Raw genomic sequence first — 25763 nt, forward strand, 5'->3', positions numbered from 1 at the left:
TCAATTTAAGGATATGGTTAAACCGTATCCATAAAGTTTTTCTCTGTTTTGTTGAATACCGCCAAGCCAACGAAAAACGCAATCAGGGTGAATCCAGTAGAGTAACCAAGTAGCGGCCATGAAAACGTACCGGTTCCGAAAAATCCGTACTTGAAAGTTTCGATAACGCCCGTCATGGGATTGGCCAGCATAATGGACTGGTATTTAGCGGGCACAGCGGACAATGGAATAATAACCGGTGTGGCATACATCAACAGTTGCACACCAAACTCGACCAGGTACTGCAAATCGCGGTAACGAGTGGTCATTGCCGAAACAAGCATACCTAAGCCAAGTCCCATAAAACCCATGATCAGAATGAGCAGCGGTAACAGGAGCAGCGCGCTATTGGCGCGTAACGTACTACCCGTGATGACAAAAAAGGCGTAAAGCAGCAAAAAGAGAAATAGCCCGATCCCAAACTGAATAAGATTACTAATAACAGCCGACAACGGAGTTACGGCCCGCGGAAAATACACTTTGCCAAATAAGCCCGCATTGGCGGTAAAAGTATTCGAGGTGGCTCGCAGGCAGTTCGAGAAATAATTCCAGGCCGTAACACCAGCCAGGTAAAATAGCAGGGGTGGAACGCCATCGGTGGAAAGTCCGGCCATCCCACCAAAGACGATGGCCAAAACAGTCGTCTGGAAAATCGGCTGAATAAAAAACCATACTGGCCCAAGGATAGTCTGTTTGTATTTCGCCACAAAATCACGGCGAACAAACAGCATCAGCAGGTCACGATATCGCCATATCTCGGCTAATCGCAGGTCAAATAGACTATTCTGGGGCGTAATGGAGTGAGCGTAAATTTCCTTATTGGTGTCCACGTTTGTCAGGCTGGAAGGAATGGGCAGCTGTGCGTAAAAGCAATGATTTTAAGTTGGCCTGCCATTATTCATGCCCCACTAACTGTCGTTGGAATCGGATTAACGGGTGATAATCTTCGCTAATCCGAGTTAGGTCAGTATTTCGAATGTGATTAACAATTTCGATGGATGGATAAGCCTCAGACAAACCATATCCATTACCCGCCATAATTTGCTCATAACTCTTTGTATGCAAATCGGTAAATCCGTCACTGAACTCTATTTCATCACCTTCAATTTGTAGGGAGCGGTAGGTTTGCCGGTTGGCCAGCTTTACCGATTCAGGCAGCGTAACGGAGTCAGTGCTCAAAAACCAGCGTACTCGTGCTCGTTCCAGTTCCAGATAACCGGCGGCCTGGTTTTCTTCCCGCACATGCACACGGTTTTGTTTTACAGAGCCAAAAATCCAGGTGAGCATGTCGAAAAAGTGTACGCCAATATTGGTTGCAATACCTCCCGACTTCGTGATGTCGCCTTTCCAGCTTATGCCATACCACTTACCGCGTGAGGTAATGTAGGCAAGATCGAGGTCGTAAATTTTATGGGCCGGTCCGTTTTCGATACGCTTTTTTAGCGCAATAATGCTTGGGTGAAGCCGTAGTTGAAGGATATTATTGACCTGTTTACCGGTTTCGGCTTCTATTTCTGCCAATCCGTCGATGTTCCATGGATTCAGTACCAGTGGTTTCTCACAGATTACATTGGCACCACTCCGCAGACCAAATCGAATATGGGCATCATGCAGGTAGTTTGGGCTACAAATGCTAACGTAGTCGACCGGATGACCCGACCGGCGTAATTTATCGATGTGCCGATCGAATCGCTCAAACTCTGTAAAAAAATCAGCTTCCGGGAAATAACTGTCCATCACGCCAACCGAGTCAAATTTGTCGAAGGCTGTTACTAATTGGCTACCAGTTTCCTTGATAGCTTTCATGTGGCGGGGTGCAATAAAGCCTGCCGCGCCAATCAGAGCGAACCTGTTCATAAGTATGAGTAGTAAAGGTGTTAGATAGTTAAAGAGGGGTTAACTGATTCGAAAAACCTTTCCCTGCCTGAGCTCATAAACCATCCCGCTTTCCGGACAAGTAGCTTTCTCCTCCTCGTCGAACGCTAAACGGTGGCCATATTCACTGACCCAGCCAGCCTGCCGGGCCGGATTGCCAATCACTAAAGCATAGGGAGGAACATCTTTGGTCACGACAGCGCCAGCGCCGATAAAGGAAAATTCGCCAATTGTATTTCCACACACAATGGTCGCATTAGCGCCAATGCTTGCTCCTTTTCCAACGTGGGTTTTCTGATACTGCCCCCGTCGGTTAATAGCACTTCGGGGGTTAATCACATTGGTAAATACCATGGATGGCCCCAGAAATACGTCGTCATCGCAGGTTACGCCGGTGTAGATCGACACATTGTTCTGAACTTTCACATTTCGGCCCAATTCAACCTGGGGTGAGACCACCACATTCTGACCGATGTTGCAGTTCGGCCCAATTACGGAGTCGGGCATAATATGCGAAAAGTGCCAGATTTTAGTACCCTCGCCAATGATGCAACCATCATCGACAACGGCAGTGGGATGTATAAAAACGGAATTCACAGGCTCAGGAAAAAAAATCGACAATGGCTTCAGAAATATAGCTGACCTGTTCGTCAGACAGTTCCGTATGAATTGGCAACGAAATGACACGCTTACACAACGCTTCGGTTACCGACAAATCTCCTACGACCCGCCCAATCGTTTGATACGCTTTCTGACTATGTAGCGGCTTGGGATAATATACCATACTGGGTATTTTTTTCTGACTTAAGTACAGTTGCAGGTTGTCACGCTCAGCAGCTGGGACTTTAAGTGTATACTGGTGAAAAACATGGTCTGATCCGGGCATTCGATAAGGTACTTCGATGGCTTCAATGTTCTCGAAAGCCTCATCATAGGCCGCTGCAACCTGCTGACGGGCCTGGGTATATTCCGTCAGGTAGTTAAGTTTTTCATTTAATACGGCCGCCTGAATAGAATCTAACCGGGAATTTACGCCGATGATTTCGTGCTCGTATTTTCGGATTTGACCATGATTCGCAATCATTTTTACTTTCTCTGCCAACACATCACTCGTCGTGTAGATAGCTCCGCCATCGCCAAAGCAGCCCAAATTTTTGGAAGGAAAAAATGAGGTTGTACCCAGCGTACCCATCGCGCCAGCCGAGTACTTATGCCCGTTGCTGAACGTGTAGGAAGCGCCAACAGCCTGTGCCGCATCTTCTACCATAAACAGATCATGGGCCGAACAAATCGTTTCAATTCGTTCCATATCGGCGCACTGACCGAAGAGGTGAACAGGAACAACCAATTTTGTTTTCGCGGTTATAGCTTGCTCAATGGCCGCCGGGCTAATGGTGAATGTTTGCGGGTCAACATCAACCATCACCGGCTTCAGGCGAAGTAAGGCAATAACTTCGGCAGTGGCTACATACGTAAAGGCTGGAACAATAACTTCATCATCGGGCTGGAGATCTAAAGCCATCATGGCTATCTGCAATGCATCGGTACCGTTGGCGCAGGCAATAACATGCCTAACATTGAGATAGTTAGCAAATCGTTTTTCGAATCTACCCAACTGAGGCCCTTTAATGAAACTGCTCGTATCGATACATTCCTGAATAGCCGCATCAATAACTGGTTTGATTTTCAAGTATTGATTTTTCAAATCAACCATCTGTATGTTATTTACAGTATTAAGCACAATTGATCGATTTGGGCGAGCAGTTATTTACTTCTGGCTTTATTAATAATAATATTCTTAAGGATAAGTAGCAGATAGCGCAAGTCGGTTACCAACGGTTTCTGTTCATATGCCTTCAGGTAAGCCAATTCAGAAGCTATAATTTCATCGAATGTTGCCGGTAGATCAGCGTAGAAAGGTGGCAGTAGACCCGGCTTGTGATTTCGCCTGACAACCTGTGCATGAGGGGGATATAAGCTAAAATAATGCTCACTAATAGGCCTCACTCCTACTAATTTAATTGTTCCTTTCAGGAGGTTAAACACCATTGGCAGTTCGTCGATCCAATATTTTCGGATCAACCGCCCGCCTGTGCTCACTCTAAAGTCATTTCGGAACTTACCTCCATTATCAATCCCATTTGTTTTATAGAGGTATTCCTGCACGTACTCAGCATAAGGGTGCATGGAACGGAACTTGTAAACAGTGATGGGCTTGCCATGCAGACCTACCCGTTCCATTCGAAATAAAACCCCTTCATTTGGCAACGGCTTAGACTGGCTTGGGTTATCCAACCAGTTAATTCTGGCAACAATTAGTGTTTCATGGTCTCCCTCCTGGATGGCAACAATATCAAACCCTTTATAAATAAGCCTGCCAATTATTTCTGCTTTCGAAATATCAACCGGAATTCTGAGTAGCCTGCCTATTTTTCTAAAACCGTTTAGTTTGGGCAGCACCCGCCTGAACAGGAAATGAATCGTGTAGTATAAAAGGAATAAGTGCGAAGGGTATTTTTGCTGAATATTGAATTTAATATTCTCTGCCGTTACGATTCGAAAAGCGAAATGACCGTCTCCGACAAGCAGTTGCCGGACTTTTTCAAAAACCTGATTTGGGTCATGTGCTTTCTGAAGTAGTTCATCAAGGTATATGCTTCCTATTTTTTGCTGGGTTTTATTCTGCCGAATATCCTCTATCTGGACACAGTGCCAAGGTGTCTGCTGCGCGATTTTTTGTAATAAGGCTGGTATTTTTTTATGTACCGATGACTGATCGGGAGAAATAAGCGCTGGTACTCTAAGCGAGTGTTGTGAAGTATCCGACAAGTTCGGATACTCGCTCCGTAGAGATAGTCCACCAAAGTGCATAATAGGGAGGGGTTGATCTATGTGCGGATAAGGTAACGGTAACGAAACGCCCTGTAGCTAATCATTCGGGTCAAAGTCGGATATCAACAACGCGTCTGTCGAAAATTGATTTTACATCAAAAAGTATCGATTTATCGTCTTTTTTTAAGCCGTTAATATCCAGTGTCAGGAACTGTTTATGCGCCACGGCCAATATGATTCCGTCGTATTGTTTTAAATCGATATCCGGAATCAATTCAATTCCATATTCCTCCTTCACATCCGACGCTAAAGCCCAGGGATCATATACATCCACATGGATACCGAAATCGGTAAGTTCATAATAGATGTCAACAACTTTTGTATTTCGGGTGTCAGGGCAATTTTCTTTAAACGTGATGCCTAAGATCAATACGCGGCTTAGTTGAATCTGCAGCCCATTGGAAATCAATCGCTTTAAAACTTTTTTAGCCACGAATATTCCCATGCCATCATTAATCAAACGCCCCGAAGCAATTACCTGTGGATAGTAACCCAGACTCTGCGCCTTGTAAACCAAATAATAAGGATCAACACCGATGCAATGCCCTCCCACTAATCCGGGCTTGAATTTTAAAAAATTCCATTTGGTGCTGGCAGCATCCAGTACATCGTTCGTATCGATGCCCATTCGGTCAAACATCAGCGCCAGTTCATTGACGAATGAAATGTTTATGTCACGCTGAGCATTTTCAATAGCTTTGGCGGCTTCTGCAACCTTTATTGATGGCGCTCTGTATGTACCGGCCTCTATGATTGAGCTGTACAATTGGTCAACAAACGTAGCCGTATCGGCCGTTGAACCAGACGTTATTTTAAGAATTTTTGTCAGCGTTCGTTCTTTATCGCCGGGGTTGATCCGTTCGGGAGAATAGCCACAGAAAAAATCCTGATTATAGACCAGATTGCTACATTTTTCCAGTACAGGTACACAATCTTCTTCTGTGCAACCCGGATACACTGTTGATTCGTAGATGACGAGATCGCCTTTTTTTAGCAGTTTTCCGACCACTGCTGAGGCTTTCAGTAAATAACTTAAATCTGGCTTTTTAAAATTGTCAATCGGTGTAGGTACGGTAACGATATATACGTTACAGTTTTTTAAATCCTCAACCTCGTAGGTAAACGATAAGTGATGCGAGGCCACAATCTGATCCTGCCGAATCTCCAAGGTATGATCGTATCCTTCAGTTAGTTGTTTAATACGGTCTTTATTAATATCAAATCCTATCACTGTATATTTTTTCCCGAACTCTACGGCTAACGGTAGTCCAACGTAACCTAATCCAACAATCGCGATTGCGGTTTCTTCTAATCTTTGCATTCGCTTGATGGAAGTCGTGGATAGTAGTTTGCTAAAGCGGAATGGTTGATACTTATTTAGTTAATAAACGACTAATCCAGTTCTTTTTTCTTTCCTCGTCGTAGTAGTCTACTTTCCCGTACCCGTATCCGTAGGCATGGTCTGGCGAACTCTCAAGTTTAACGGCATTGAAAATGATGTTTATCGACTTAAATATTTTCTTTTTATCTAAATCGCTTATCGTTTTCAAATGGAGTTTGGCCGTTGTCTTGTAGCGTACAACATAGAAACACACATCGGCTAAAGTTGCCAGAAGTGTTGCATCTGTGACTAACCCAACTGGCGGAGTATCAATTATTATATAATCAAATGAGTGACGAAGACCCTCGATCATCAGCTTGACCCGGCCATTTGCAATCAATTCAGATGGATTAGGAGGAGTTGGGCCGCTGGGTATCACAAACAAATTATCAATGTCGGTACTCTGTATGATATCCGCAATGCCTAATCGCCCGATCAGGTAAGAGGATATACCTGTTTTATTGCTGATTTTAAGGTAGCCCTGAATTTTGGGCTTTCGTAAGTCTAGTCCAAGAATGACAACCTTTTTATCCAGAAGAGCCAGTGAAGCGGCAAGATTTAGGGCTATGAAACTTTTACCTTCTCCGCTGGTCGACGAGGTGATCAAAACAGTTTTTCCTATTTCTTCCTGAGCGTCTAAAAATAGATACTGCATATTTGAGCGAAGCATTCGAATTTGTTCGCTCATAAAACTGTGGCTCTTTGTATCGATTATTTCCCCCTTATCGTCTTTAGCTTTAAGGCTGATTTCACTAAAGACCCGCATCCCGGTTTTTCGTTCAATTTCCCTTTTTGACCGAACCGTATTGGTAAACGTTTCTTTTAATGTGATCAGAGCAATCGGAATCGCCAGGCCAAGTAAAAGGGCCATCAGGTAAATATTGCTCTTATTAGGTTTTACGGCCTCTCCTGTGGAGAATGGCGCATCGACGATCCGGCTATCAGTAACGGTGGATGCATATGATATAGCTGTCTCTTCTCTGGTTTTAAGTAGCAGTAAATACAAATCTTCTTTAATGTTGGCCTGCCGCTTAATACCCACAAACTCTCTTTCTTTACGGGGTATGGTTGAAATAGCGCCTTCGAGACGGGTGTTCAGGTCAGTTAAACTCCTCTTTGTTACACTCAGACTCTGCTTCTGGTTAGCCAAATTTTCGCGGATAGCCTGTTTGACATTTCGCATCTGATTGTTAATCGTTTCCAGGTAGGGATTGCCTGGCTGAACCGTCTGGGCTAGCTTACTCCGTTCTATTTCTAACTGGGACAACTGCTCGATGTAAGATGTTAAAATGGGGTCTGTAATGCCCATCATGGTTGCCGGAGCGACAATGCCAACCTGCGTACTGTTCAGGTATTGCTCAACACCCTCCAATACTTTTATCTGAATAGCTAACTCATTCAGTTTGGCGTCATTATCTTCAACTTTACCTAAAAAAAGATTCGCTTCTGAACTTAAATCCGTAATGCCCTTTTTACGGCGATATTGTTCAACATTTTCCTCAACATCGCCTAATTCAGCCGTTACCAGTTTTAATCGTTCTTCAATAAAACGTAAGGTGTTGGTGGCTTCTCTATTTTTATCTTCTAAGGTCGCAAAGGCATATTCGTCCAGCAGCTTCGTCAATATATCCTTCCCTTTTTTAGGCAGGGAGGTTTCGAAACCTAATGAGATCAGGCTGCTTTCATAATTGAGAAGAGCTATTTGTAATTGACTGGTTAACGTATTGATGAGAATATCCCGATTCTGGAAAGTAATTCTTACCGGAACAGGGTAGCTATCACTCAGGCTATCTTTGTCAAAAACCCTAAACTTACCATATTGCGATTTCACTAACTGGCTGTATTCAAAGGTGCCCAGGCTATTCTGCTCCTGATCGAATAACTGATACTTTTTTCCGGGACCTACCTGAATATAGAGTGGATTGTTATAAGCGTAATCGGTTATTTCGGTAGCGTTCAGTCGAATTGGACTATTGGTATATAACTCTAAATCACGCGCTTTCCCTTCCGTCCAGTAAGAAACAATCAGATTAAGATTGTCAACTACTTTGCCAATCAATGCTCTTGATTTCAATACCTCTATTTCATTTTCTACCAGTTTACTGGTGCCTTTCATATCTAATTTTTCGAGCACCTCGGTATTCATTTTTTTTTCATCCTTGATCAGCAGCGTTGCGCTAACCTGGTATATTGGTGTGAACCTTTTCAGATATACGTAAGCATAAGTGAAGCTAATGGCCAGTGCCAGCACAATCAAATACCAATACCGCAAATACTTGAAGACGTATCCCAGGATGTTTGTATCTTCTTCCTGTTCTTCTGCGAAGGCTTGTTCAGAGTTATTCATGAATTCTGTTTGCTTACGTAGAGAAATGACCTTCTACCTGGTTAGCAAATACACCAATGATATAAGTGTCGTTGCCAGACTTAAGTAAATAGGTGCCCGCTGTATAAATAGGCTGGGCTGTTGTTGAGGAGGTTGTGGTACAGGTAATGCTTTATCTTTTGTAGGTTCTACGTAAATGATATCGTCGTTCCTTATATAGAAATAGGGAGACATGAATACATCCCTATTTCGAAGGTTTACTAAGCCAATTTCCCGTTTGTTACCAACCGTTCGAATAACCCGAATACTGTCTCGTTTGCCGAACATGGTCAAATCGCCAGCTGCCGTAATTGCCTCTATTATAGTTGTTTGATCGTTCAATAGATTAAATATACCGGCATGGCCCACTTCCCCTAACACGGTGAATTTGTGATTCATAAACCGAATATTTACAGCCGGATCTTTAAGCGTTTTTTCAACAGCGTCTTTAACCTTTCCCTCCGCCTGCTGGATTGTCAGTCCGTCAAGTTTTTGCTTTCCAATGAGTGGTATCGATACGTTACCTAACGAATCTACCGGATAGCCCAGGGGTTGACTACTAGCTCCACCTGACTCACCACCAGGCGAAAAACTGGCTAGTGGCAATGAGCTTATGTTATAAAAATTCATAATCTCATTGGACTCTTTGTTCAGGCTACTAATGATTATCCCTAAAATATCTCCTTTTTGTATCGTTGATATTTTTGGAACAGCCATTTCTACATAGGCCGGAAACGTTAAGTCTTTACTTTGAAAATACTCTAATTGGGGGGGAGGAGGAGTGACTGGCTTAACTGTTGCACAGGACGCGAGAAGAAAAAACAGAACACTTATGGCAATGAATTTTTTTAGCCATTCACTGACAGTGCTTAGAGTACTCATAGGGGTTCAGAAATGCTTGGGAGCCTATTCCGTTAATGGAGCAGGATGAAGAAAAAACTACGGCTTCGCCCGTTCAGTCACATTTCTCGGATGGACCTGGCGTAAAAAACAGCCTTTGATTAATGAAATGGCAACATCAACTAAAAGCTCTAATCGTTAGTATAAACTAGAAACTTTAGTAGTTTCTAGAGTTGATCTAGAGCTTTGCTTACTTGCAAATAAAAGGTGATCTCACTCCACTTTCTTCAAGCATTCAGGCAACAAAATGAGCCACTCTACTTGTCATGGATCGACCTAATCGTCGCGGCTATTTACCAGAAACTTAACTTTAAGGGTAATTGTATTGATGTGAAAAAATAGCCCAACTCAATACTAGCACGATTCACTGTTGAGTAATTTGAAGAGCTGTCTTTGGCATTATCAAAGACATTTAATTAGGGAGCAATCAAAAAAATAAGTTGAGTATGACGAACCTTACAGCAACGTATTGTTAAGGTTGTATGAATGCTAAATAACTAAATTTATATATGCGACAAAAAATCATTGTTTTATTATCGCATATATTTGGACATTTTAAAGGCTATAACTAACGAGTAATCTTCTGTTAATGTGTAACTTATGCCGCTCGCTAAGTAATCTATAGATTTTACGGGTTTAGTCTAGATTCACATCAAACGGTAAGATTCGTTCCATATCCTGTACTGATAGTCAAGAAAATCAGCACCTATTCGTCGGTAAACTTCAGACGATTTCCGCTCATAAAGGCCAGCTTTTCCAGCTCTTTATTCAAAATGAGTGGTCGTTTGCTGTGGCCTACTTATCAGTGATTTCAAAAACAGCAAGCTACGGTGTCAGGTTATAAACGGCTGGCTATTATATGAATTATAGCCATTGGTAGGCTCCAAACGATCATTAACCCATTGATTAACAGAATGCCTTTACTTTATCAAAAAAAGCACTACTTTGTCTGATAATTTTTGTTAAACAAGGTATACAATATGCAAAACAACCTGATTTTTAGTGCCGCCCTGGCAACACTATTTCTGACCGGCGATCTGCTTCCCGGCATTGGAGTTGACGAAGCTCCTGAAAAATCCACTATTCGGCTGAGCCTTGCTAAAGCCATAACCTACTCCGTTGATCCCGCCCAAAGTACAATCAGCTGGAACGCAAAAAAAGTAACCGGAGAACATAATGGTGTTGTTAAAATGGCCAAAGGTCAACTCAACCTTGAGGGTAATAAACTCATTGGCGGCACCTTCGTTGCCGATATGAGCACCCTGCGCGACGTTGACAAGGGTGAGACGAATCCATTTAATGAAAAACTGGTCAATCACCTGCGGTCGGATGATTTCTTTGCCGTAGAAAAATACCCTACCTCAACCTTCAAAATAACCAGCGCCAAACCGATCGCCGGTGCCAAGCCCGGAGAGCCCAATTATACGATCGTTGGCGAACTGACCATGAAAGCAACGACTAAAACACAGACGTTTCCAGCCACAATAAACCTGTCTGGCGATGTAGTACAGGCCACCGCCAAGTTTGCTGTCAATCGGCTTGATTACGATATAAAGTACCGGGCCGCCATAATTGGCACGGCTGCTGACAAGATTATTGATGATACATTTTCGCTGGATCTGAAGATTGTAGCCACAAAAGCGCCCCTCTAATCCAGAATTCTGGCAAATTCTGGTTCGCCAGAGAAATTAAAACCGACTGGTTATTCCATTGCTTTGTGCGAAGAAGGAAAGCCTCTTGAATCACCCAAAATAGATCGCTGCTTATCCTGACAGGCTGGAATTCATTAAAAGTTGAATAGACCCTTTTTACCAATAAATATGAACGAAATCAAAAAAGAGGACATCAAACAGGAAGTGTTTGATCTTTATGATGACTATGCTCACAACCGGCTCGACCGGCGTGACTTTATGCAAAAACTGTCTATTTATGCAGTGGGCGGGATTACCGTAGCGTCGCTGATGAGCTTTCTCATGCCTGATTACCAGGGCGCTATCCAAATTAAAGCCGATGATCCGCGTTTAAAATCAGACTACGTCAACTATCCGTCGACAAAAGGTGGCGGAACGATCAAAGCCCTGGTATCGATGCCCGTAGACGCGAAAAAGAAACTCGGCGGCATTGTTGTGGTTCATGAAAACAGAGGGCTGAATCCGCACATTGCCGATGTCGCCAGACGAGCGGCTCTGGCCGGTTTTATTTCGATCGCACCAGATGCATTAACTCCGTTAGGCGGTTATCCGGGTACTGACGATGAGGGCCGTGCGCTGCAAAGTAAACGGGACCGGAATGAAATGCTGGAAGATTTTATTGCTGGCTATGATTATCTAAAAAGCCATAAAGATTGTAATGGCAAAGTGGGTGTTGTCGGTTTTTGTTTTGGCGGGTGGATTGCCAATATGATGGCTGTACGCATTCCCGATTTATCGGCATCTGTACCGTTCTATGGCGGTCAGCCAACGGGCGACGACGTTGCCAAAATAAAGGCTCCTCTCCTATTACATTATGGAGAACTGGACAAAGGGGTCAATGCGGGTTGGCCAGCTTATGAAGCGGCATTGAAACAGAACAATAAGGAATACACGGCTTACGTATACCCGAATGCCAACCACGGCTTTCACAACGATACTACCCCGCGTTATGACAAGGCGGCTGCTGAACTTGCCTGGAAACGTACAATTGACTTTTTCACTGCGAAATTGACGTAAGGGTTTAAGGGATTTAAACTAACCAGCAGTTGCTAAATCAGGCTTCTAACTGCCATTCATAGCATGAAAAGGTGAATCAAGCTATGAATGGCGGTAATCAAGTCGCTACTGTATTTTTTCCAGGCCATTCGCTTCGAGCCGTGACACGGTTTAAAACCGTGTCACGGCTCGAAGCGAATGGCCTATTTTTACCATAACGCGTTCTTTTTAGAACCCATCACCTTCTTGAGCTAGCCCCGCTGAAGTCAGCGTCTGATCATGCCGGAAGGGACGTTAATCAGTCCATAAGCATTACATAAACCGAGCCGAAGCGTAACGTTGCCAGAACTTATCCAAACCAGTGTTCCGCCTGGTGACCGTAGCGAGTTTTTTATTAATAATGCTGGTACCTATTGCATATCTGCAATTGACGCGTTTACTTTGTAATTCAAAGTGCTTTTAAATGAAAGAAGATCAGGATTATATTCAGGATATAGCTCAGATACGCTCCATCATGGAGCGCTCTTCCAGATTTCTGTCGCTTGCCGGTTGGGCAGGCATCATGGCAGGCGTGTATGCATTGGCAGGAGCTTATATTGCCTATACCGTTTTTGATTTTAATCCCGATAAACTCGTTTATAGCACCATACAAACAGGAGATTTAGTAGCTGGCCTGCCCAAAGTCGTTTTTTTAGCCATTACTGTCTTAATTCTGGCTATCGGCACTGCGATTTTACTGTCTTATAAAAAAGCGACTAAAAGGGGGGAAAAACTCTGGAATGCGCTTGTGAAGCGACTCTTGATCAACATGGCCGTTCCACTGATTGCGGGCGGACTTTTGATCCTTATATTAATCGCGAATGGATTAATTGGCCTGATGGCCCCAATTACCTTATTGTTTTATGGTTTGGCCTTATACAGTGCCAGCCAGTATACCTATGAAGTATTGAGAAGTTTAGGACTTATTCAGATAGGATTAGGCTTACTGAGTGCCTGCTTTGTTGAGTATGGATTGGTATGCTGGGCTTTAGGCTTTGGTGTAGCCCACATTGTATATGGCATTTATTTGCATTACCGATACGAAAAGTGAAAATAACGATCAATGGTTTACATAAAGCATTTGAAAGCCGGATCAAGCTTGGTATAATGGCAGCCCTGGCTATTAATAATATGCTTGATTTCAATTCACTCAAGGAATTTCTTGATGTGACCGACGGCAATCTGGCAAGCCATCTGAAAGCATTGGAGAAAGAAGAGTTTATTCGGGTGGAAAAATCATTTGTCGACCGAAAATCGAACACAAATTATGCCGCTACGGAGCTCGGTCGGAAAGCGTTTACCGATCACTTAAATGCTCTGGAAAAACTAATTAAGGGAGTTACTGAATAGCCTTACCGTCTGGAAAATGATAGTAAATGCTTACTGATATCAGGAAAAGCAATGGGAATTGGCCTTACCAAAATACGTAGTATTCACTCAAGTGCTCAACTTTATGAGGTATTTAAAAGCACACATGATACACCGGAGGTGCTCCGTATCAGTATCTCCAAAAAGAACGATTCTATTTTTTTACGCGTACACTTTGCATTTCAAAGTGCTTCAATAGAACATCTAAACAACTATTCATAACGCTTAAATTGAAAGGACCATGACACAGAGAACCAAGTTAACAACACCGACCATTCATTCTGCTTCAGTTGGAAAACGGATGATTCAGGGCGCTGCAATCGCTTTAATCCTGATTGCGCTTTTTCTGCTTCCCGTTAGCGAGCCTGATCCGGCCTGGGGAAAACTATGGATGATTAAACCCTTACTTATTGTCCCGGTGGCCGGTGCTATAGGCGGTGCTATTTATTACCTCCTCGACCATTTACGTTATCAGGGCGGCTGGAAAAAAACACTGGCTTATCCATTGAGCCTGATTGGATACATTATTGTACTTTGGCTAGGCACTGTTCTGGGATTAAATGGTACGTTGTGGAATTGATCGGCCCTCATCATAATAGACGGTTTAGACTAAAAATTGTAAACGTATAAACGCGTGAAAGACGAAATAATCGCCCATCTAAACGACCCAGGGCAACTCGAAAAGTTGTACCGATCCAACAAGGTACCTTTTAAGCGAGCGTTCAGTACGCTCTATCCGGAGCTTAAAGGCAACACACTCGCCGATTTCTGGAATGAACGCCTGAATTACGAAAGCGATGAACTCACCTGGGGCACAAGCCGGGAGTTATCATTTGTGATCATTGCTTCGCTAGTGGCCGGGCTTATTGCCAAGTTGCCGGCATTTCTCAACATAGACCAGGAGTTCTTCTATTCCAGGAATATCGGGTTTATTATTTTTCCAGTATTATCCGCCTACTTTGCCTGGAAAAATAATTTAGCAACCCCTAAAATTGCCTCTATCGCTGGCCTGACCCTCGTTGGTCTACTCTTTATCAATTTCCTTCCTGATGTTAAAAAGAGCGATACCCTAATTTTATCGTGTATTCATTTGCCTTTATTTCTCTGGTCGATACTAAGTTTTGCTTTTGTTGGTGAGACCAGAAATAATGATGAGAAGCGGCTTGGCTATTTACGCTATAATGGCGATCTGGTTGTCATGACAACGCTCATCGTGATAGCGGGTGGAATCATGACCGGGGTGACCATTGGCCTTTTTGGACTAATCGGGCTGAAAATTGAAAAGTTTTACTTCGAAAACGTTGTCGTTTTTGGCCTTCCGGCTGCACCTATTGTTGGCACTTACCTTACCCAGACCAATCCGCAGTTAGTCGGTAAAGTGTCGCCCGTGCTGGCTAAACTATTCAGTCCACTCGTCCTGGTGATGCTGGTCATTTATTTGATAGCTATCATTTATTCGGGTAAAGACCCGTATAACGATCGAGAGTTTTTGCTGATGTTCAATGGGTTATTGGTTGGTGTTATGGCCATCATTTTCTTTTCTGTTGCCGAAACTTCCATGACAACGAAAAGTCGACCTGAAGTTTGGGTTCTTTTTCTGCTATCGATTGTAACCGTGCTAGTTAATGGCATTGCCCTGTCAGCTATTTTGTTCCGGATTTCAACATGGGGAATAACGCCCAACAGAGCTGCGATTCTGGGTGGAAATATGTTAATCCTCCTAAATCTTCTGTTGGTAACCGTGCAGCTTTTTAAGGTAATTTCTAAGAAGACTACTATTAACGAAGTCGGAAAAGCCATTGCCGCCTACCTGCCCATTTACTGTTTATGGACTGTTATCGTGACGTTTCTATTTCCGTACCTATTTGGGTTTAAATGATCAGAGAATCTGACGCAATTCCGGTTACCAGTTTATTTCCAGGGTATGAATCAATGCTGCTATAGATCAGCCCGGTTTGGCCTATTTTTTTATCAATATACTTTGAAATTCAAAGCACTTTTAAAGTCATGAAAATTAAACTACTATCGGCTACCTTACTAATAGGGGCATTTTGGGCCACCACCTACGCCCAAACGCTGGACAAAGCTAAACTGGACCAGTTTTTTGACCGGCTCAGTGAAAAAAACAAGGCCATGGGGAGTCTCACCATCGCCAAAGACGGTAACGTGCTTTACGCCCGTTCTATCGGTTACAGCCAGATCAACGGCACAGAAAAGAAACCGTTGACCGCTACGAGCCGGTTCCGGATCGGTTCGATCACCAAAATGTTCACCGCTTCAATGATTTTACAGCTCGTCGAGGAAGGAAAACTTAAGTTGACCGACACGCTCGACAAATTCTTTCCGCAGGTGCCAAACGCCAGGAAAATTACGATCGAGCAACTACTCTGGCATCGTAGCGGTATTCCCAACGTCAGGCGCGAGCAGAATGCTCAGGAAAACGTGAACACGATTCCAGTGACGAAGGATGAGATACTCGCCCTTATTGTCAAAACCACGCCCGATTTCGAACCGGACACCAAACATTCCTACAGCAACTCCGGCTATCAGCTTTTAGGCCTTATTCTTGAAAAGGTGACCGGCAAACCCTATGAGGAAGCCCTCAAGCAACGAATCACGGCAAAGATCGGGCTTGCGAATACGTACCTGGCGACTGGAACCATCGATGTGAGCAAAGACGAAGCGCTGACCTATATGAACTTCGGCGATGGGTGGAAACCGGTGCGTGAAACCCATCCCAGCATCCTCTTCAGCGCGGGCGCGATTATTTCGACGCCGAATGACCTGGCCAGATTTATCCAGGCGCTGTTCGACGGGAAGATCGTGTCAAAGGCGAGTCTGGATCAGATGAAAACGATCAGAGACGGCGAGGGGTCGGGTATGGAGCCCTTCACATTCGTCGGTAAGACCTTCTATGGGCACACGGGCGGGGCCGACAACTACGGAGCGTGGGTGGCTTATCTGCCGGAAGAAAAGCTGGCGGTGGCCTACACAACGAACGCAAAGGTTTATCCGGTAGGCAATATCATGAGCGGCATTATGGACATTTATTACAATAAACCGTTTACGATTCCCGCCTTAGAATCTATCGCTGTCAAACCGGAAGTTCTGGACAAATACGTTGGCGCTTATTCATTCCCTGGAGCTCCTGCTAAATTTATGATCACCCGTGATGGCGAAACGCTTTACGCGCAGCCGCCTGGGCAATCTGCGGTCCCGCTCGAAGCGACGGCAGAAAATAAATTTCAAATCGAGGGGGTGCTAGTCATTGAGTTCGACATCGCGAAAAACCAGATGATAATCAAACGGCGCGGTGGGGAGCGGGTTTTCACAAAGGAAAATTAATCAGCCATGCAAAACACTAGAAGAAGATTGACAGCATGGGTTGCTGTCATCGCGCTTATACCGCTCGTATTGACATTGCTTGCCGTTTGGCATTGGAGGCCGGGCGCTTTTGTTCTGGCCATTGTCCTCCTGTTCGGTGGTATCGGCCTCACGTATGAACTGGTAGTGAAGAAAAAAATGAGCAGTAGAGTATATCGGTTCGCCGTTGGCCTGGCACTGGCAACCGTGTTCGTCCTCCTCTGGATGAATGTTGCCGTTGGTGGCATCCTTGGGGACGATCCCGCCAACATGATGTATTTCGGAGTGCTCCTCGTCGGATGCATGGGCGCCATCATCGCACGCGTAGAGCCACAGGGAATGGCACGCGCGTTGTTTGCAACGGCGTTTGCTATGGCGCTGGTCCCTTTGATTGCGTTGCTCATTGGGACACCTGCTTTTGCCAACGGCATGGTTGCCGTATTTGGCCTTCATACATTCTTTGCCATGCTGTTTGTCGGATCCGCATTGTTGTTTCAACGCGTGGCACGCGAACACAAAAGGCCCGATATGAGCCCTTCTGCTTAAGGATGGAGTTCGATTTTTGATTAAGGTAACCATAAACAACTCTCCTTAACTGAGTTATGGAATTACAAATTCGAGACGTTTCTAAAACCTATTCCACCGGCGGGTCTCGTTTTGGCCGGTCTCGCTCCAGCGGACCGACCAATGGGGTTCAGGCATTGAAAAATGTAACTCTCACCATTCCTACTGGCATGTATGGACTGCTGGGTCCAAACGGTGCTGGCAAATCGACGCTCATGCGCATCCTGGCTACGTTGCAGGAACCGGATACCGGCAGTATCCATCTGGGCGACATCAATGTGGTCAACCAGCCCGACCAGGTGCGTCAGACACTCGGCTATCTGCCGCAGGAATTTGGCGTCTATCCGAAGGTAAGTGCGGAGAAACTGCTCGATTATTTCGCTGTGCTCAAGGGCTTCTCTGAACGCAAATCGCGCAGAGAAGTCGTAGATGCACTGCTCCATAAGACGAATCTTTGGGAGGTACGTAAACAAAAGCTGGGTGGTTATTCGGGTGGTATGCGGCAGCGTTTTGGGGTGGCTGTAGCCCTGTTAGGAAACCCAAAACTACTGATCGTCGACGAACCGACGGCCGGGCTGGACCCGGCAGAGCGGGTGCGCTTCCTCAATTTATTAAGTGAGCTGGGGGAGAATAGTGTGGTTATCCTCTCAACCCACATTGTGGAGGACGTCAGCGAGCTGTGCACACGGATGGCCATTATCAATAAAGGTGAGATTCTGTACGAGGCCGAACCGCTGAAGGCAATGGAAAGGCTGAACGGTCTAATCTGGCGAAAGATCATTCAGAAAAATGAACTGGCAGAAATAGACCGTGAGCACAGGATCATCTCCACAAAACTGCTTGGTGGACGTACGGTCGTCCATGTGTACAGCGAAGAAACACCCGCTGATTTTGAACTGGTGCAGCCTGACCTCGAGGATGTTTACTTCACCACAATGGCGGACCACACAATGACTGACCACGTCAGTAACGTTCAGAATCGCCAACGAGATAGACATCAAACAAAGGAAGACTAATATGAAGTTCTGGGAGATTTTTCGATTCGAGTTCGCTTACCAGATTCGTCGCCCATGGCCGTGGCTCTCCCTGGTGTTAATGGTAATATTTGCGTTTTTCTCAACGAGAGTAGCCATCCTTCCCATTACACTTCCCCAGGATTTCATTCTTAACTCGCCGTTCATTATCACGGCCGTCTCGGTGTTCAGTTGCCAGATCTGGCTGCTCCTCGCACCGGCCGTAACCGGTGAGGCAGCTGCGCGGGACGTACAAACCCGGATGCACCCGCTCACGTTCACGAGCCCGGTCAGTAAAGCCGATTATCTCGGCGGGCGCTTTCTGGCAGCCTTTGTTCTGCATGCGCTTATTCTGCTCGGCGTTCAGGTGGGTAGTCTGCTCGCCGTGTATGGCCCCGGAGCGAATCCCGAGATCATCGGTCCGTTTCGCCCGGCTGCCTATCTGACAGGGTACGGCCTCATTGCGTTGACGAACGCACTCATCGCTACGACGTTCCAGTTCTCGGCAGCACTGTTCACCGGCCGGCCGATGGCGAGCTACTTTGGTAGTTTGATCCTGTTCTTTCTCTCCTACCCTGTGACGCTCACGCTCTATATGGCCGGGTTGCATGAGCGGGCTCTGCTGGCAGACCCCATCGGCATCATGGCCATCATGAACGAGATGATGTCAAAATGGACCATCGTTGAGAAAAACGTTCGTCTATTTACGCTTGAAGGCATGATGCTCTGGAATCGGCTAATCTGGCTTGGCATCTCCCTAGGAACACTCACTTTCATTTATCTGCGCTTTCGATTGGCGCACCGTTCCACCACCGATTGGTGGAACGTGTTCACGCGACGGTTCGCTACGAAAGTTTCGTCGCCTGCTGATACCGTGTCGGCACAGATGACAATGCTGGTCCCGTCCGCCCGTCAGTCGTTCGGCCTCAGATCACAGCTTCGTCAGACGATTGCAGTAGCGCAGAGCTCATTTCGCATGATCGTGACGAGTCCTGGCGGGCTCTTTCTGCTGATTGTATTCCCACTGCTGCTGACGTTCGTGGTACTGATAGAGATGGAGCACTGGGGGGTATCACTGCTTCCTCGGACGCCACATCTGCTGACGAAGCACCTCACCGGCGTTCTCACATCGCCAACGAACTACTGGGTAATGGTCCCGCTTTTCATTATCTATTTTGCGGGTGAACTGGTATGGCGGGAACGCGACGCCGGGCTGAGCGAGAACGTCGACGCAACGCCGGTGCCGGAATGGGTTCTTTTCCTCGGCAAGTTTATCGGACTCGGGCTAATTCTGGCCACATTGATGGCGATCATCATCGTTGTCGGCCTCACGGTTCAGGTGATCAAAGGGTACTACCATTTCGAGATCGTACGCTACGTGCAGATCTTACTTGGGCTGAAACTCACGGACTATTTGCTATTCGCCGTTCTTGCGATCACGGTGCAGGCGGTGGTAAACCAGAAATACCTGGCACAGATGGTAGGGCTTGTTGCGTATCTGCTGATGGTCTTCTCATCGTTTCTTGGCATCGAACACCACCTGCTTGTCTATGCATCGGGCCCAGAGTGGTCGTTCACGGATATGCGGGACTTTGGCTCGTCGATCGGACCGTGGCTTTGGTTCAGACTGTATTGGGCAGCATGGGCACTGCTATTGGCTGTCACGGCTAGATTACTGTGGGTACGCGGTAAAGAATCTGGTTTTGGAACGCGACTGCAACTAGCGCGACTTCGGTTCACGTGGGCGACGGCAGGACTAGCCATAATCTCGGCCGGGCTAATTTTCCTCCTGGGCGGCTTCATCTTTTATAATACGAACGTGCTCAATGAGTACATCACTGATAATGAATTGGTACAACGCCGGGCCGATTACGAGCGGCAGTACGGGAAGTATGAGGGCATTCCACAACCAACGCGCGTGTCCACGAATTTGCACATCGACATCCAGCCCGATCAGAAAATCGCAACGATCCTTGGCAGCTACCGCCTGGTTAATCGTGCTATTGTGCCGATCAGTTCTGTGCATCTGGAGCCAGCTTTCTACGTCCATACGCGTGTGACGTTCGATCGCCCGGCCAAAGTGGTTGTGGCTGATGATAAGCTCGGACACTCCATTTACGCGCTGGACAAACCGCTCCAGCCCGGCGACTCACTAACGCTTAGTTTTACCGTACAATTCGAGCCACGTGGTTTCCGCAACAATGGCCTCCGCAGCAACGGAGCGGGTCAGGGTATCCTCAAGAACGGCACCTACTTCACGGGCGATGCCCTTCCAGTCATTGGTTACCAGCCAATGCGCGAGCTCTGGAGTGCAGACGACCGGCGCAAGTACAGTTTGCCACGGCAGGTCACATTGCCCACGCCTGGTGACATCGATCCGAGTGTTTCGGCGGGCGCAGCGGCTACATTTGAAGCAATCATCGGCACCGATGCCGATCAGGTAGCCGTTGCGCCGGGCGAGTTGCGTCGCAGGTGGAGCAAAGCGGGGCGCCAATACTTCCAATATGTCAGCGACGTTCCAATCAATGGCCGTGACGTCTTCTTCTCTGCCAACTATACGGTGCATCGCGAACGGTGGAAACACGTCGACATCCAGGTCTACGTTCACCCCGGACATACGGAGCACCTCGAGCGCCTGCTCCGTAGTGTACGTGCGTCACTGGACTACTACTCGGCACAGTTCGGCCCCTACCCAAATCACTTCCTGCAGATTATCGAACAACCCGGTAACTTCATGGGCATGGGTGTTGATGGGAGTGGCGTAGTCACCGGAGGGGAGGGCTTTTTCCAGCTGGACCCGCAAGGTGATGGTTTCGACGCAATCTTCGAGATTGTGGCTCACGAAATGGGTCATCAATGGTGGGGTATGCAACTTAAGCCCGCAATGGCCGAAGGAGGAGGTGTCATTTCCGAAAGCCTTGCCTGGTACTCCGCGATGCAACTTGTAAAGAAAGTGAAAGGGCGCGAAGCCCTACGGCGATTCATGAGCATCATGCGCCAGCCTGACCCATGGCCCCCGATGCGTACGGGACTTCCGCTGCTGCGTGCCATGGACCCCTGGGCCAACTACCGTAAAGGACCATATGCGATGTACGCCCTCAGTGAATATGTGGGCGAGGGCCGCGTGAATGGTGCGCTGCGTACGCTGGTGAAGAAGAAGGTTTCATCTCTCGCCACGACGATCGACATGTACCGGGAGCTCCAGGCCGTCACGCCGGACTCGCTCAAACCTTTACTACACGACCTGTTTGAAGTGAACACGATCTGGACGTTCGACACCAGGCAAGCAACGGCTAAACAAACGGCGGCAGGCACCTGGCAGGTAACTTTCGAGGTGGAATCGCAAAAAGTCGTTGCCGATAGCGCTGGTGTTGAAACCAAAATGCCGGTGAATCAGTGGGTAGAAGTCGGGATCTTCGCTGCCGCTGAGCCCGGCGAAATTCTGGGTAAGCAGTTGTATGTGCAGAAACACTTCATCCGCTCCGGCAGGCAAACGATCAAAGTGACACTGCCACAAAAGCCAGCACGGGGCGGAATTGACCCGTACAACCTGCTCGACTGGGAGGAAGGCGACAATATTGAAGAGGTGAAGATTAACTAAGGAAGGCAACGGTTAAAGGATTCGATAGCGGGCTGCATTCACCTGGTTGCCAGTACCCGTTGTGGCTCGTATACCGCTGGGCTTTATAGTTCGACTCATAACTTTTGGAGATTCGCTCAGATGGGTGCCACAGTTACTAATACTACTCCTGATAACCACAGTCCGTCGTACGGTGGCACCCATCTGAGCGAAACTCCTAAGCTAAATAAGGCATGTCCTAAAATCGAACTATTGACTGGTTATCAACAATAATGGTCTAGAAGCATGCCCAGACTATTTTTTTGCTACTTTGAGTCCAGATGCAACCAAGTCATTGGCCGCTGTTCCGTAAATTTGGAAGCCCATTCGTGATCGATTGGGTAGACGAGCGTAACCCAGGTACAATCCTCTTTGTAGTCTTAATCATAAACCAGTGACCCCAACACCAGCCCCAAAGGAGACTCTGCTTCCCCAGCAGGAAGAAAAACTACGTGACTTAACAACCCAAAGCTGGAATCTCGAACTGGTTATTTCGGGAGCTGCTTTATTTGCCGTCCTGCAACTGCCCGACTTACTCGATGAGGCTTTCGATTACTTTCGCTATAATTTAATGAGCCAAACAGCCGGTATGCAAGGGCTCTTTCCTTTGATGGCCTATAGCATGATCAAGGCAACGTGCTATGTCTTATTCGTGGCTTTTCTGACTAATTTCGTCATGCGTGCGTTTTGGGTTGGTCTGGTTGGCTTACTGGCAGTTTATCCCACGGGCATTCATTACGACCGAATCCCCTTTACGACCAAATATGCCCAGGATAAGATGGCGGCTAAACTGGGGCCTCTGAATAGCTATATTCTGCGGCTGGACCGACGATGTAATATTGTGTTCGCAGTCGCTTTTCTATTCGTTTTCGGCTTAATCGTCATTGCTCTTTCCTACTTGTTGACCGTACTGGTTTACTCCCTGGTACGACCAGTTATTCCAGACCCGTATTGGAAAAACATTAAACTAACCGCTTATGCGCTTTTTGCCTGCTATCTGCTGGCCAGTATTGTTCTGAGTTTACCTAAGGTCAGAGCCCACCCGGTCGGGGGTAATCTGAACTATCGATTCGGAACCCTGACCAAACTACTTTTTTGGGGGCTCTACACACCCTTTGTCTTTATTCTCAACACCTTCTACAGTCACCTTCCGTATCAGTCAATTCTCCGAACAATAGGACTCATGATGGGCGCTTTCTTTGTGTTAATTGCGTTCGAGTTTTTGGCTGACTTTTCCCGGATAGACCGACGAACCATGAGCTTAAACCAACGGCATCTGTACACGGCTCGAGTCGATAGTCAGTATATTAACTCAAGTGCTTATGATAATCAACGAGCTGATGGCCAGTACATTGAGGTGGCTTCCATTCAGGCGGATGTGATCCGGGACCCCTATATTCGGTTATATATAGCTTATCCCAAAGCCCTAGATACGCTCCTGATCAGGCTGGCCCCGGAACCTGTCTGGAGCGATACCCTGCCCAGAGCCGAAAAGCGCCGTCAATTTGCGGAGTGGAGCCATCAGCAGATTAACCAGTTGATGCGCATTGTTATCAATGATTCGTTGTACCGTAGTCCGGACCTGCTGTTCACCCAACGGGACCACCCTCAGCAACGCGGCTGGCAAACGGTTTTGCTGCCGACTAATCTTAAAATGGGCAAGAACACAATACAGATTCGTATCCAGGCCGACTCCTCTGCCAAGGGAGAGGAGATCATGACCATCCCCTTCTGGTACATACCCGAGAAATAAAAGCGGAAGACATTCGCGAATCATTACAGGCGACGTTGCCATCCTGGCTTCGGGGTATCTTTTCTCCATTCACTTTTGTCAGTTCACCTTATTAGGTGAGGCTGAATTATCGTTTGAAGTAATGAGTCGATCCAACCTCTGCTGTTCTGGCATTATAGGTCTCTTCAATGTCAATCAGTGTTTCGGTTATCTCATTGGAATTTAATACAATGGATGCATCTTCGTAATAAATCGTTCCTTTATCACTCCTATGTTTACTAATACCCAAAATGGTTACCGGAGATGAACAAGTGTTTCGATGACCTTTATAGGATACAGGCGTGTATGTCACTTGGTCTTCGGTTCGGGATTCGCCTGCATACACCCGTTTAAAACTACCATCATCGGTCGGAATATCTCTATATACCGGAAACGATTTACCTGGATCTACTGATCTCACTTGGTTAACGCCCTGATCTACTTTTAAACAACCCGATTTGCCTGCATGAACAAAACTAGCCTGTTCTTTAATCACCTTACTAAGTGAATTCTTGATTTTCAATTCAAATTGTCTCGCCTTTTCTTCTTTTTCTTTCTCATAAGCAATAGCTGCTAGTCTTCGTTGTTCTTCCCGTTCTTCATCCCGTTTTTTGACGGCAATCGCCTGATCAGCTGTCATTTGATTGGGAATGGCAATGTTGGTCCCAAAAAATTTATACGTGAGCATCCCATTGCGATACCGGGGTGAGGAATAGTTTTCCAGCAACAGATCCATTGTAATAGTACTCTGACTGTTGGCGCTCAGTGTAATATAACCGGCCCAGCCTCCATGGGTGAAGGAAGCCATGTTCTGACAAGGAGCATTGGGATCATCGGCCGGATTGACCTGTAGTTTTCTAAAGTTACTCAGACCAAACCTAATGGGCGATTCGTTGAGGGTCAGTTTTTGGGCGGGCAGATCCAGGTCTGCTACACACTTGCAGCCGATGGCATCAAATCGCAGTACAGTGCGACCCTGATAGTCCATTATTCCAATGGCCGTTTCTTCTTTAAGAAGCACCGATTTAGCGGTTGTATTCGATTCAAGGTTCAAGGCAATCTTGTGCTTCAAGAAAAATTTATCCCATTGATCTGCTTTAATGGACCAGCGGGGCTCAAATCCCTTGGGGTAGGTTCCGGGCAGTGGCACAAAAATCTGACTTGAAATCGGATAGCCGCCCGTAAAATTGACAGGCCCGGCAAAACTGGTCTTATAGGCTGGTCTGGGCTTAGCGGGTAAACTTGTTGTTCTGGGAATAGAGCTACCGGCTGGTGGGGAATTTCTAGTCACTGGTTTATTGTCGGCATAAGTCCGTTGCGTAGTCCGAACCAGATTGTCCGCTTTTTTGACAGACTTATTAGCAGATTCTAATCCTTTTGATACATCACTTAGTGTTAAGGGCTTAGAAGACTGACAAGCGAAAAATAGAGAAAGGATACAACTACTCAACAGTAAGAGACAGATCTTCATGGAACTATGTCGATGTGGATTGACAGGTGATTTGTTGCTGGCTGTTCGCCATTGGACGACATAGCCCTGAAAGCACGTCAGCTTGATTGGCAATTCCGCCGTGAAAGCAACCGCACAAGTGTAGAGCTTTTCCGGTTTTCTGGTCAGCAAATTTAGCGAACGGTAGGTGACATGATTTTCGCGAATCAAGCCCAAAAGTTGGGGACGAATAAAATCGATCCTCGGCCAATCCAGGCTTCCGTCTCATAGCTGGCTGAGCCCTCCACGACATTGACCGAAATCTCCTGGCTCCGGACTGAATAGAGTCGGCCAAAAATATTTTTCTCCTTAAAAGAGGTCAGTGGCTTTTTTCTGTGCTCTTACTAAATAGAGGTAACTGACAATTTAATCTCCAAAAAGTGATGGAGACAACCGTA

20 protein-coding genes are annotated in these 25763 nt (G+C 46.3%); 11 read left to right on the top strand and 9 right to left on the bottom strand.

Annotation, left to right across the window (positions count from 1 at the left end):
- Nucleotides 1-17 precede the first annotated feature (17 nt).
- The 8 genes from GJR95_RS09780 to GJR95_RS09815 form a co-directional block, all read right to left on the bottom strand.
- A complete protein-coding gene (locus GJR95_RS09780; RefSeq protein ID WP_162385693.1) occupies nt 18-869 on the bottom strand; it encodes an ABC transporter permease in 852 nt (283 codons plus the stop codon).
- Between the two features lie 64 nt (nt 870-933).
- Complete coding sequence (locus tag GJR95_RS09785) at nt 934-1896, bottom strand: Gfo/Idh/MocA family oxidoreductase (protein ID WP_162385694.1); 963 nt, start codon at nt 1894-1896, stop codon at nt 934-936.
- A gap of 39 nt (nt 1897-1935) precedes the next feature.
- Entirely contained in the window at nt 1936-2511 is a 576-nt protein-coding gene (locus tag GJR95_RS09790) for an acyltransferase (protein WP_162385695.1), read from the bottom strand.
- Nucleotides 2512-2515: 4 nt separating this feature from the next.
- The gene (locus GJR95_RS09795) at nt 2516-3628 is read right to left on the bottom strand and encodes a DegT/DnrJ/EryC1/StrS family aminotransferase (RefSeq protein ID WP_162385696.1); all 1113 of its coding nucleotides are present in this window, start codon (nt 3626-3628) and stop codon (nt 2516-2518) included.
- Between the two features lie 50 nt (nt 3629-3678).
- On the bottom strand, nt 3679-4785 hold the full coding sequence (locus tag GJR95_RS09800) for a sugar transferase (protein ID WP_162385697.1): 1107 nt from the start codon (nt 4783-4785) through the stop codon (nt 3679-3681).
- Nucleotides 4786-4855: 70 nt separating this feature from the next.
- Nucleotides 4856-6127, bottom strand: a complete 1272-nt coding sequence (locus GJR95_RS09805) for a nucleotide sugar dehydrogenase (protein ID WP_162385698.1) — start codon at nt 6125-6127, stop codon at nt 4856-4858.
- 52 nt (nt 6128-6179) lie between these two features.
- Nucleotides 6180-8534, bottom strand: a complete 2355-nt coding sequence (locus GJR95_RS09810) for a GumC family protein (protein ID WP_162385699.1) — start codon at nt 8532-8534, stop codon at nt 6180-6182.
- Between the two features lie 33 nt (nt 8535-8567).
- Nucleotides 8568-9434 carry a polysaccharide biosynthesis/export family protein gene (locus tag GJR95_RS09815; RefSeq protein WP_162385700.1) on the bottom strand — a complete coding sequence of 289 codons (867 nt, stop codon included), beginning with the start codon at nt 9432-9434 and terminating at the stop codon, nt 8568-8570.
- A gap of 998 nt (nt 9435-10432) precedes the next feature.
- Here GJR95_RS09815 and GJR95_RS09820 point away from each other — a divergent pair.
- The 11 genes from GJR95_RS09820 to GJR95_RS09870 all read left to right on the top strand — a co-directional run bounded on the left by GJR95_RS09820 (nt 10433) and on the right by GJR95_RS09870 (nt 23858).
- Nucleotides 10433-11104 carry a YceI family protein gene (locus GJR95_RS09820; protein WP_162385701.1) on the top strand — a complete coding sequence of 224 codons (672 nt, stop codon included), beginning with the start codon at nt 10433-10435 and terminating at the stop codon, nt 11102-11104.
- A 168-nt stretch (nt 11105-11272) separates the two neighbouring features.
- Entirely contained in the window at nt 11273-12160 is an 888-nt protein-coding gene (locus GJR95_RS09825; protein WP_162385702.1) for a dienelactone hydrolase family protein, read from the top strand.
- A 442-nt stretch (nt 12161-12602) separates the two neighbouring features.
- Nucleotides 12603-13229: a hypothetical protein gene (locus tag GJR95_RS09830; protein ID WP_162385703.1), complete on the top strand. Its 627-nt coding sequence runs from the start codon at nt 12603-12605 to the stop codon at nt 13227-13229.
- A complete protein-coding gene (locus tag GJR95_RS09835) occupies nt 13226-13528 on the top strand; it encodes a winged helix-turn-helix domain-containing protein (protein WP_162385704.1) in 303 nt (100 codons plus the stop codon). The genes GJR95_RS09830 and GJR95_RS09835 overlap by 4 nt, the downstream gene beginning before the upstream one ends.
- Nucleotides 13529-13787: 259 nt before the next feature.
- Nucleotides 13788-14126 (top strand): potassium transporter KefB, encoded by a 339-nt coding sequence (locus GJR95_RS09840; protein ID WP_162385705.1) that lies wholly within the window; start codon nt 13788-13790, stop codon nt 14124-14126.
- A gap of 54 nt (nt 14127-14180) precedes the next feature.
- Complete coding sequence (locus tag GJR95_RS09845; RefSeq protein ID WP_162385706.1) at nt 14181-15425, top strand: hypothetical protein; 1245 nt, start codon at nt 14181-14183, stop codon at nt 15423-15425.
- A gap of 128 nt (nt 15426-15553) precedes the next feature.
- Nucleotides 15554-16891 carry a serine hydrolase domain-containing protein gene (locus GJR95_RS09850; RefSeq protein ID WP_162385707.1) on the top strand — a complete coding sequence of 446 codons (1338 nt, stop codon included), beginning with the start codon at nt 15554-15556 and terminating at the stop codon, nt 16889-16891.
- Between the two features lie 6 nt (nt 16892-16897).
- A complete protein-coding gene (locus GJR95_RS09855; RefSeq protein ID WP_162385708.1) occupies nt 16898-17455 on the top strand; it encodes a hypothetical protein in 558 nt (185 codons plus the stop codon).
- Between the two features lie 56 nt (nt 17456-17511).
- On the top strand, nt 17512-18489 hold the full coding sequence (locus tag GJR95_RS09860) for an ABC transporter ATP-binding protein (protein WP_162385709.1): 978 nt from the start codon (nt 17512-17514) through the stop codon (nt 18487-18489).
- Between the two features lies 1 nt (nt 18490).
- The gene (locus GJR95_RS42950) at nt 18491-22087 is read left to right on the top strand and encodes an ABC transporter permease/M1 family aminopeptidase (RefSeq protein ID WP_162385710.1); all 3597 of its coding nucleotides are present in this window, start codon (nt 18491-18493) and stop codon (nt 22085-22087) included.
- Nucleotides 22088-22499: 412 nt separating this feature from the next.
- Nucleotides 22500-23858, top strand: a complete 1359-nt coding sequence (locus GJR95_RS09870) for an MFS transporter (protein ID WP_232541139.1) — start codon at nt 22500-22502, stop codon at nt 23856-23858.
- A gap of 106 nt (nt 23859-23964) precedes the next feature.
- Here GJR95_RS09870 and GJR95_RS09875 read toward each other — a convergent pair whose 3' ends face one another.
- A complete protein-coding gene (locus tag GJR95_RS09875; RefSeq protein ID WP_162385711.1) occupies nt 23965-25167 on the bottom strand; it encodes a hypothetical protein in 1203 nt (400 codons plus the stop codon).
- Between the last annotated feature and the right edge of the window lie 596 nt (nt 25168-25763).

It is taken from the genome of Spirosoma endbachense (assembly GCF_010233585.1).
Classification (GTDB): Bacteria; Bacteroidota; Bacteroidia; order Cytophagales; family Spirosomataceae; genus Spirosoma; species Spirosoma endbachense.

Excerpts from the sequence above, each read along its gene's own strand:
- GJR95_RS09785 (WP_162385694.1), bottom strand. The coding sequence starts at position 1,896 with ATGAACAGGTTCGCTCTGATTGGCGCGGCAGGCTTTATTGCACCCCGC.
- GJR95_RS09795 (WP_162385696.1), bottom strand. The coding sequence starts at position 3,628 with ATGGTTGATTTGAAAAATCAATACTTGAAAATCAAACCAGTTATTGAT.
- GJR95_RS09800 (WP_162385697.1), bottom strand. The coding sequence starts at position 4,785 with ATGCACTTTGGTGGACTATCTCTACGGAGCGAGTATCCGAACTTGTCG.
- GJR95_RS09805 (WP_162385698.1), bottom strand. The coding sequence starts at position 6,127 with ATGCAAAGATTAGAAGAAACCGCAATCGCGATTGTTGGATTAGGTTAC.
- GJR95_RS09810 (WP_162385699.1), bottom strand. The coding sequence starts at position 8,534 with ATGAATAACTCTGAACAAGCCTTCGCAGAAGAACAGGAAGAAGATACA.
- GJR95_RS09815 (WP_162385700.1), bottom strand. The coding sequence starts at position 9,434 with ATGAGTACTCTAAGCACTGTCAGTGAATGGCTAAAAAAATTCATTGCC.
- GJR95_RS09820 (WP_162385701.1), top strand. The coding sequence starts at position 10,433 with ATGCAAAACAACCTGATTTTTAGTGCCGCCCTGGCAACACTATTTCTG.
- GJR95_RS09825 (WP_162385702.1), top strand. The coding sequence starts at position 11,273 with ATGAACGAAATCAAAAAAGAGGACATCAAACAGGAAGTGTTTGATCTT.
- GJR95_RS09830 (WP_162385703.1), top strand. The coding sequence starts at position 12,603 with ATGAAAGAAGATCAGGATTATATTCAGGATATAGCTCAGATACGCTCC.
- GJR95_RS09840 (WP_162385705.1), top strand. The coding sequence starts at position 13,788 with ATGACACAGAGAACCAAGTTAACAACACCGACCATTCATTCTGCTTCA.
- GJR95_RS09850 (WP_162385707.1), top strand. The coding sequence starts at position 15,554 with ATGAAAATTAAACTACTATCGGCTACCTTACTAATAGGGGCATTTTGG.
- GJR95_RS09855 (WP_162385708.1), top strand. The coding sequence starts at position 16,898 with ATGCAAAACACTAGAAGAAGATTGACAGCATGGGTTGCTGTCATCGCG.
- GJR95_RS09860 (WP_162385709.1), top strand. The coding sequence starts at position 17,512 with ATGGAATTACAAATTCGAGACGTTTCTAAAACCTATTCCACCGGCGGG.
- GJR95_RS42950 (WP_162385710.1), top strand. The coding sequence starts at position 18,491 with ATGAAGTTCTGGGAGATTTTTCGATTCGAGTTCGCTTACCAGATTCGT.